General features: G+C 64.4%; 7 protein-coding genes and 2 pseudogenes. 5 read left to right on the top strand and 4 right to left on the bottom strand.

Going from position 1 to position 8,388, the window contains the following annotated elements; genetic code table 11:
- Positions 1 to 1,205, top strand: a pseudogene (locus ABSG20_RS23345) (oxidoreductase); the annotation flags it as partial.
- Here the strand turns inward: ABSG20_RS23345 and egtD are convergent.
- The gene (gene egtD, locus ABSG20_RS23340; RefSeq protein WP_423866874.1) at positions 1,118 to 2,152 is read right to left on the bottom strand and encodes an L-histidine N(alpha)-methyltransferase; all 1,035 of its coding nucleotides are present in this window, start codon (positions 2,150 to 2,152) and stop codon (positions 1,118 to 1,120) included. The pseudogene ABSG20_RS23345 and the gene egtD overlap by 88 nt on opposite strands.
- Positions 2,153 to 2,977: 825 nt before the next feature.
- Here egtD and ABSG20_RS23335 point away from each other — a divergent pair.
- The 4 genes from ABSG20_RS23335 to ABSG20_RS23320 all read left to right on the top strand — a co-directional run bounded on the left by ABSG20_RS23335 (position 2,978) and on the right by ABSG20_RS23320 (position 6,346).
- On the top strand, positions 2,978 to 3,997 hold the full coding sequence (locus ABSG20_RS23335; RefSeq protein ID WP_423866873.1) for a ParB/RepB/Spo0J family partition protein: 1,020 nt from the start codon (positions 2,978 to 2,980) through the stop codon (positions 3,995 to 3,997).
- Positions 3,879 to 5,267, top strand: a complete 1,389-nt coding sequence (locus tag ABSG20_RS23330) for a Mu transposase domain-containing protein (RefSeq protein ID WP_423866875.1) — start codon at positions 3,879 to 3,881, stop codon at positions 5,265 to 5,267. The genes ABSG20_RS23335 and ABSG20_RS23330 overlap by 119 nt, the downstream gene beginning before the upstream one ends.
- Entirely contained in the window at positions 5,260 to 6,063 is an 804-nt protein-coding gene (gene istB, locus ABSG20_RS23325; protein WP_423866872.1) for an IS21-like element helper ATPase IstB, read from the top strand. Before ABSG20_RS23330 ends, istB begins: the two co-directional genes overlap by 8 nt.
- 67 nt (positions 6,064 to 6,130) lie before the next feature.
- Positions 6,131 to 6,346 carry a hypothetical protein gene (locus ABSG20_RS23320; RefSeq protein WP_423866871.1) on the top strand — a complete coding sequence of 72 codons (216 nt, stop codon included), beginning with the start codon at positions 6,131 to 6,133 and terminating at the stop codon, positions 6,344 to 6,346.
- Between the two features lie 605 nt (positions 6,347 to 6,951).
- Here ABSG20_RS23320 and ABSG20_RS23315 read toward each other — a convergent pair.
- The 3 genes and pseudogenes from ABSG20_RS23315 to ABSG20_RS23305 form a co-directional block, all read right to left on the bottom strand.
- Positions 6,952 to 7,092, bottom strand: coding sequence for an ATP-binding protein (locus ABSG20_RS23315; protein WP_423866870.1), 141 nt, complete (start codon positions 7,090 to 7,092; stop codon positions 6,952 to 6,954).
- 122 nt (positions 7,093 to 7,214) lie between these two features.
- Positions 7,215 to 7,629, bottom strand: a pseudogene (locus tag ABSG20_RS23310) (hypothetical protein); the annotation flags it as partial.
- Between the two features lie 150 nt (positions 7,630 to 7,779).
- Positions 7,780 to 8,085, bottom strand: coding sequence for a hypothetical protein (locus ABSG20_RS23305; protein WP_423866868.1), 306 nt, complete (start codon positions 8,083 to 8,085; stop codon positions 7,780 to 7,782).
- Positions 8,086 to 8,388 lie beyond the last annotated feature (303 nt).

The following is an 8,388-nucleotide window of genomic DNA, read 5'->3' as shown; positions in this document are numbered from 1 at the left end:
TCCTGGGCGATTACTATCGAACCACGCAGGAGCTCGCCTCCAACATCTTCCGCAAGGGCTATCAATGGCCGTTCCATGCCTCGCGAATGCTCGACTTCGGTTCCAGCCTTGTCGATCTTGCCATCTTCCGCGAGACCCGGATGGGACGCAGAGTCCTGATGGATTTCAACCGCAATCCGGAGCCCGTACCGGGCGACGCGCCCTTCTCGCTCGATCGCCTTGATGCGGATGTCAGGGCCTATCTCGAAAACAATGGTGCTCTCTCGAGCCTCCCGATCGAGCGGCTCGCGACGATGAACCCGCTGTCGATCGAGCTTTATCGCCGCTACAAGAAGGACATCACGCGCGATCCGCTGCAGTTTGCGGTCAACAACCAGCACATGAATGGCGGCATCGCCGTAGACATCTGGGGTTGTTCGAACCTGGAGGGCTGCTACGCCATCGGCGAGGCGGCCGGGACCCATGGCGTCACGCGGCCCGGCGGGGCTGCACTCAACGCGGGCCAGGTGATGGCTCAGCGTTGTGCGGAACATATCCATGCCTGCAAACGGACCGCGCCGAGCTTTTCCTTGCCGGCGGAAATGGTTCGCGCGGCCATCGAAGGTGTCACCGCAGGCCTGCGCGACGACGGCCTCGACTGGCGCGAAGTCGCGCTCGAAGTCCAGGCCCGCATGAGCGACGACGCCGGCTTCATCTGTTCCGCTCGAGGGGTGCGCGAAGCGTTGGCAGCGGCGCACAGGCTGAATAGCGACATCCGATCACGTGGATTGCGCATGGACCGAGCCGATCAGGCCGAGCGATGCGTGCAATGGCGGCAAATGGCTCTTGCGTCCGAGGCGGTGTTGACGGCGCTGGACGCCTATCTCTCGCGCGGTGGGGGCAGCCGTGGCGCACGTGCGATCTGCGATCCCAATGGATCGGACGTTCCCATCACGCGAGCGGGCCCGCTGGAGGCGTTTCGCTTCCGCACTGAGCGAAAACAGGACCGCGCCGAAAAGATCGCGATCCGTTTCGAAAACGGAGCTTTTACGTGTTCATTGCAGCAGGTCCGTCGACATGACCACTCTCGAGCGGCCTATTTCGAACGTGACTGGGCCGAGTTTCTGACCGGCGCCATCTACGCGTCAGGCGACGGGTCAAGCGCTTTGAATGGCACTCCGCTCCAAAGTACGGCAGTTGGCTCGAACTCGGCCACCAGCGCATGAACCGAAAACATGCGCTCCGCATCGGTCCAGGATTCGCGATGGGTCCAGCCCGAGCCGTGTACCAGTGCGGTGAAGCGCCCGAGGCTGTATTTGTAACTGTTCTCGGTGTGAATGCTTTCGCCCGGACGGAATGAGAAACTACGGTCCAGCACTCGAACCTTCTGCGCCTTGGTGCTGATCAGGTGCATTTCGATCCGGTGCCGCTCGCTATTGTAGATCGCCCGATGCCGGTACTCCGAAGTGTCGAAATTGCCGCCGAGCTCGCGGTTGATGCGGTCCAGCAGGTTGAGATTGAAGCGCGCGGTAACGCCAGCGGCATCGTTGTAGGCCTGATAAAGCACGCCCTGGTCTTTTTCGAGGTCGACGCCGATCACCATCTGCGCGCCCCGCCCCAGAATGGCGCAGGCGCTGCGCAGGAAAGCGCAGGCTTCATGCGGCTCAAAATTTCCTAGCGTCGATCCCGGGAAAAACCCGACTTTCGGCATCGCGGCGACGGCGCCCGGCAAGGCGAACCGCTGGGTGAAATCCGCAGCGACAGGGTAGACGTCGAGAGCGGGGAAATCCCGGCGCAAGGCGTCGGCCTGCGCGTTCAAAAAGTCCCCGGAAATATCCACGGGAACGTAGGCGCCGACCGCGCATCGGTTCAATAACAGCCGGACCTTGTTGGTCGCACCGGCGCCGAATTCCACCAGCGCCGCGCCATCCGGGACGATGGCGGAGATCTCGCCGGCCCGCTCTTGCAGGATGCCAAGTTCGGTGCGGGTCGGGTAGTATTCCGGCAGCCGTGTGATCGCCTCGAACAGTTCGGAGCCTTTGGCGTCATAAAAATATTTCGGCGACAGCCGCTTCGGGTGCTGTGACAAATCGTCGATCACGTCGCGGGCAAATGCCGAGGTTTGTTCATCGAAATCATGCGCTTTAGCCAAAGCGCCGGCGTGCACATTCATGGCAATCTCCTCACCGCGCGTTCCGGCGCGGTTGAAATCGAATTGAAATCAGGCGATCTGGTCCAAGGCGCGGTCCCATTAATTGCGAGCGATGGTGGGGCCTTGACGCTCACCGGAATTGACCCGGGTGTGCTCATGGGAATTGACCCACCTTGAGGTGATTGGCCGGAGGCTGGTGAGGTGACCGGCTGAGTTCGGCAGTGGGTGCGATCGGCAGCGGGATTGTGCGTGGCTTGCCGCTGCGGTTGTAGTTGGCCGGCGGCGCCGGATGGGCCCCGCGCAGGTTATCTGCGCGGAGAAGCATCCATGGAGAGCCGGCGATGTGCGGGCTGCGGCCAGGCATTCCGGCCGCGGTCGCAAGTGCCAGGGCAGTTCTACTGCAGTGAGGCGGCCTGCCAGCGTGAGCGCCGGCGCTGCTGGCAACGGGCCAAGCGCGCGAGCGATGCCGATTATCGCGAGAACCAGGCACGGGCCCAGCGTGCCTGGGCGCAAAGCCATCGCGAGTACTGGCGCGAGTATCGGCGAACCCACCCGGACTACTGCGAGCGCAACCGCGGCGGATCCCGGCAGCGGCGACGCGACCGCCGGCAGCGTGCAGGTTCGTCGACGTCCACAAAGTTTGCAAAGATGGACGCGTCGATGCCGGGTTCGCCCGTGCCGTCAGGAACTTATCGGCTGGTCCCGGCGGAGGCCGCGGAGTTTGCAAAGATGGACGCGTGGATGGTGGAAATCACTTTGGTATCAACACCGTACGGGGAGATGGATGGGGTTTGCAAAGAGAGGACGCGATAGGGGCGGTGGGGCGGTGCTGCTAGGCTTGCCGGCATGGACACCGAGAGCCTGGATCTTGATCTGCATCGCCTGGAGCTGCGCTTTGCGGGCGCCCGCCTGGCGGAGCCGCGCGCGGTGGAGCGGATCGCCCGCTCGATCGAGTGCGGGGGCCAGATTGTCCCGTGCATTGCGGTGGCCGATCCCGCGGCGAAGGCCTGTGGTGGCGGTGAGCGCCTGATCCTGATCGATGGCTATCGGCGTGTCGCGGCGCTGCGCCGGCTCGGCCGCGACACCGCGCGGGTCGAGTGCTGGCCGTGCAGCCTGGCTGATGCCCTGCTCGGCGTGCTGGCGCGCAGCCAGAGCCGGCCCTTCGCAGCGCTCGAGGAGGCGTTGCTGGTGCGCGAACTGGTTCACGGCCTGGGGCTATCGCAGCATGAGGTCGCCCGCCGCTGCGGGCGCGATGCCAGCTGGGTGAGCCGGCGTCTGCAGCTGCTCTGCGGGCTCCCCGACGCGGCTCTCGCGGCAGTGCGCGAGGGCCGGCTGTCGAGCTGGGCGGCCGCCCGCGTGGTAGCCCCGTTGGCGCGCGCCAACGCCGCGCATGCCGATCGATTGTTGCAGGCGCTGTCCGACGCGCCGCTGTCGACGCGCGCGCTGCGCGACTGGTTCATGCATTACCAGGAGGCGAGCCACGCCACCCGCGACCGTCTGGTCGGCCACCCGCATCTGTTCGTCCAGGCCCTGCGCGACAGTGCCGAGCAGCGTAGCAGCGAGCGCTTGCGCGATGGCCCGGAAGGCGAATGCGAGGCCGATCTGCGGCGCCTCAACGTGATCATCGCGCGCCTGCGCAAACGACTGCCGGCGCTACGTCCATTGCCCGAGGCCGTAGTAGCCGCCGTTCCTCGCCTGCAGACCAACTTTGACGCCCTTTGCAACGACATCAAACACCATGCCGAGCATCATCCCGACCGAGATCCGCAACAGCGTGCGCGTACTCAAGGCGCAGGGCCAAACCCTGCGCGAGATCAGCCGCCTGCTCAAGCTGTCACGCAACACGGTGCGCCGTATCCTGCGTGATGGCGAGGCGGCTGAAGCGCCGCCCTGCGAGCCACAGATCCGGGCCAAGCTCGAGGACGCCTTTGCGCGCGCACACGGCAACGTGACGCGCGTGCAGCAACTGCTGGTCGCGGAGAACGATCTGCCGATTGCCTACAGCACCTTGACGCGCTGGATCAGGGAGGCGGGACTGCGCCGTCCGCCGCAGCGCGCGGGCGAGTATCACTTCGGCCCCGGCGAGGAGATGCAGCACGACACCTCGCCGCATCGCATGACGATGGCCGGCAAGCCGGTCACCGCGCAGTGCGCCGGGCTGGTGCTGGCCTATTCGCGCCGGCTGTTCATTCAATACTACCCGCGCTTCACCCGCTTCGAGGCCAAGCACTTCCTGCTCGAGGCGGCGCGGTTCATGGACGGCTGCTGCCCGGTCTGCGTCATCGACAACACCAGCGTCATGGTCGCCGCCGGCGCCGGCGCGGACGCCGTCATCGCTCCCGAGATGCACGCCTTCGCGCGCACGCTGGGCTTTGGCTTCCGCGCCCACCGGGTCAATCATCCAGATCGAAAGGGCCGGATCGAGAGGCCCTTTGCCTATGTCGAAGGCAACTTCCTGCCGGCGCGCAGCTTCGACGACTTCGCGGATTTGAACCGGCAGGCATTGGCCTGGTGCCGCGATGTCGCCAATCACAAGCGAAAGCGCGTGCTGGGCACGTCCCCCGAGGCGGCCTATCTGATCGAGAAGCCGCACCTGCAGCCACTGCCCGGCACACTGCCGCCGGTCTATGAGGTGCAGGAGCGCGTCGTTGATCTGCACGGCTATGTCTCCGTCGATACCAACCGCTACTCGGTGCCAGAGCGCTTGGTCGGGCAATCGGTCACGGTCTACAAATATCCGGCCGAGATCGTGATTCGCCGGCGCGGCAGCACGATCGCCACCCATCCCCGGCTGATCGGCCAGCGCGATGCCCGCAGCACCCTGGCTGCGCACCATCCCACCCCTGCAAAAGCCAGCCGCACGCCCGCCATCGAGGACAAGCTGCTGCGCGGCGATCACCCGAGCCTCGATCGCTATGCCGCGGCTCTCAAGCAGCGCGCCCACGGCCGCGGCCTGCGGGCGCTACGCCGCCTGCTTGAGATGAAACGCACCTATCCGTCAGGCCCCTTCCTGGCCGCTGTCGAGCAGGCCCTGCAGTTCGGCCTGTTCGACCTCGCGCGCCTGGAAACGCTCATCCTGCGGCAGGTGGCCGGCGAGTTCTTCAATCTCGATCCCGGGGAAGACGACGATGCGTGACAAGCTGCAAACCCTGCTCGCCCAGCTGCGCTTCCATGGCATGGCCTCAGCCCTCGACAGCGAGATCGAACGTGCCGAGCGCGAAGCCACGCCCGCGCCCGAGCTGATCCATCGGCTGCTGTGCGCCGAGGCGGCGCAGCGCCGTGAGCGCAGCCTCGCCTACCGTCTCGATCAGGCGCATCTGCCGTGGCGATGGACGCTCGACAGCTTCCCGTTCGAACGCCAGACCGGCATCAGCAAGGCGCAGATCAACACCCTTGCCGGCCTCGACTTCCTGCGCCGCAATGACAACGTGCTGCTGATCGGGCCGCCCGGCACCGGCAAGACCGGAATAGCCCTCGGGCTGCTGCGCGAAGCCTGTCTCAACGGCTACCGCGGCCGCTTCTACAATGCCCAGGCGCTGCTCGACGAGCTCTATGCCTCGCTCGCCGATCGTAGCACCGCGCGGCTGCTCAAACGTCTGAGCCAAATGCAGCCTTTGGTCATCGACGAGATCGGCTATCTCACCCTCAAGCCCGAGCAGGCCAACGCCTTCTTCCGCCTCATGGACGAGCGCTACAACCGCGTCTCCACCATCATCACCACCAATCTCGATTTGCCCGAATGGTACGAGCTGTTCCAAAAAAAGACCCTCGTCGACGCGCTGCTCGACCGCTTGCAGCATCACTGCATCACCATCCGCATCGACGGCCCCTCATTGCGAAGCCCGGATCCCTCGCCGCCGGCCGCCGCCGCATCAAGCCGCGCACCTCGCCGGACCGCCGCAGCCAGGCAGCCCACCGGCGGTCCGCCATGACGTCTTCATGCGCGCCACGGCGGAGCCGCTACGACCACGCCAAGCCCGTGCACCGCGGAGCCACATCATGAAAACGCCCTCGACCCGCATGCTCACCATGCCGTTCGCCGTCCCGGCCTATTGGACGCCCGAACAGGCTGTCGCCGTCGTCGAACTGCTCGATGGCCTCCGCGAGCTTATCTGGGATCACTACGGCCCACAGCTGCTCGATGAGATCCGCGACGATCGGCAGCCCCGTCCATTAGATAAATCCGACCCGCCTCTGGACGATCCGCCGTTCTGAGAAACGCACTCACACGTGCAACGACAAAGGGGCCGAAAGGGCCCCTTTGTCGTTCGGTTCGGTCGCATCCCTGCTGACCCACCGGAGCCTACCCACCCGGTTCACCCACGGGGGTCCACAGTTACCCCCCGCGCATCGCGGCGTCTGACTCGTGGCGGTCACTCCGCGATGCGCGGGGCCCCCCTATGGACTCCGTGGATGAACCTCCGCCGCGACTCGTGGCCGCGCACTCCGAGGGTCCATTCCGGTGAGCACAGGTGGGTCCATTACCGTGAGCGCCGAGGTGGGGATAGAAGAAGTTTCGATAGCTGATGCGGCTATGCCCTTCCGCGCTCCCTACGATCGGAACCTCAGTCCTGAAGAAATATTTGCTTCGGCCGCGGCAGCTCCGTCGCTGCTCGCGCAAATGCCCTCGTCTCCTCGCTCAAGCTGAGGGACCGTAACGCGCTGAACTGCGTCTCTCCATTCAACGCAGGTCTGGCTTTGCCCATACGTTGGTGTTAGGAAGCGACACTTGGAAAACTGACCGCCCGGCCTGTCTCTTATCTCAAGCGCCGAATTGCCTAGGGGATTGAGCGGTCGAGTGCTTCGTGCCCGGGGCGGGACTAGGCCTCAGATGCCTCCAGGTTCTCAAGCGATTGTTCCCCGATCGGCAGCATCATGTAAAAGACAGCGCCGTGAGGTTCGTTCGGCGTCACCCATAGACGGCCGCCATGCGCTTCGACGATCGAGCGGGAGATCGACAACCCCATTCCCAAACCGCTGGACTTGGTCGTATAAAGAGCGCGCGAGGATCGCCAGAGGCAGCCCCGGACCCGAATCGCTTACCGCGACAAGCATGCTGCCCGATCGCGATCTTCATCAGCTACTCGATCAGCTTTGGCAACACGATCTCGCTGGACAAGGCCTGAGAAGCCTTCACGACACGCTACGTCCAGATGTTGGACCGGGGAGCCAATGATCGCGGAAGGACGCTGCTCTTCCGCAGCGGCCAAATGCGGATAAAGCCGATCGAGCTGCAGCACCTTGCCGTCGGCGCCCCAGCTAAGATAGCAATCCCTGGCCTTGCGTAAATAGGCGTCGGCGAATGTCTCGAAGCCGCGCGCACCGCAGAACCGGGCAGCCACCTCATAGGCCAGACCTTCGTTATGCACGAAACCTTGCTCGCGCGCCGAGCGAATGGCCTGCTCGTACAGGCGCATGGCATCGACGTCTCGCCCCTCGATCCGGGCCACCTCCGCGCCGACGAGTGCCGCCCGGTTGGCGAAATTCTCAGGGCAATGGAGTCCCCAGGTGTCGAGTTTCTCCAGGTTTCTCCAGGTGTCCCCTCAGCCTCGCGCAATGATCTTTGCGGTCCTCGGACGAGGCGGATTCATGAACTGCTGCATGACAAAGCGCAGCGTAGAAGCGATACTCAACGACCTCCAGGAGAGTCACGGTCGCAACCCCGAGAATCGGTTGCGCCCTGGAGGCCGCCTGCAACGCGTCCACGTATTCGCCGCGAGGAAACGCGCCTGCAGCTTGCGGATGTAGTACCAACATTCCGAAAGCGCCAGCGCCGGGTTGCCAGCCAGATCACGCTCAAGATCATTTTCACGGAACACAGCTTCGTCGAAGCAGCCAAGACGGGTGGTCAGTCCCCGCAGACTGCGGATGAGACCGAGTTGGCCCAAAATCCAGCCCTCGATTGTTGCGAAGCCGACTTTGCGGGCAAAGGCGAGCCCGTGTTCAGCTTGCACGGGTCGCCCGCCATGAGATAGTTGGTGTTGAGCTGGCCGGAAGTGCAGCGGTCAGGGTGGCATCGTCCGCCGGGATAGTGGCCCACCGAGCAAAAACAAAATTGCTGGTGACGATGGTGCCGCGTTTTCAGTTTCACAATCCACACGCTCCAGTCATCAAACACAGGGAGACCACTGGCGCAGAGACGCCTCTATTGAACCATGGTAGCGGCGATGCTTTTGTATAACACGGCCAAGCAGATAAATTCTCGCGGCGCCCGACGCATTGTGGCCACCGCCAGACAAATCCGGGAACAAACGCTC

The organism is Bradyrhizobium sp. (assembly GCF_049512235.1).
Classification (GTDB): Bacteria; Pseudomonadota; Alphaproteobacteria; order Rhizobiales; family Xanthobacteraceae; genus Bradyrhizobium.
Note: the sequence above shows the minus strand (reverse complement) of the source record. Positions and strands in the feature narration are given on the sequence as shown.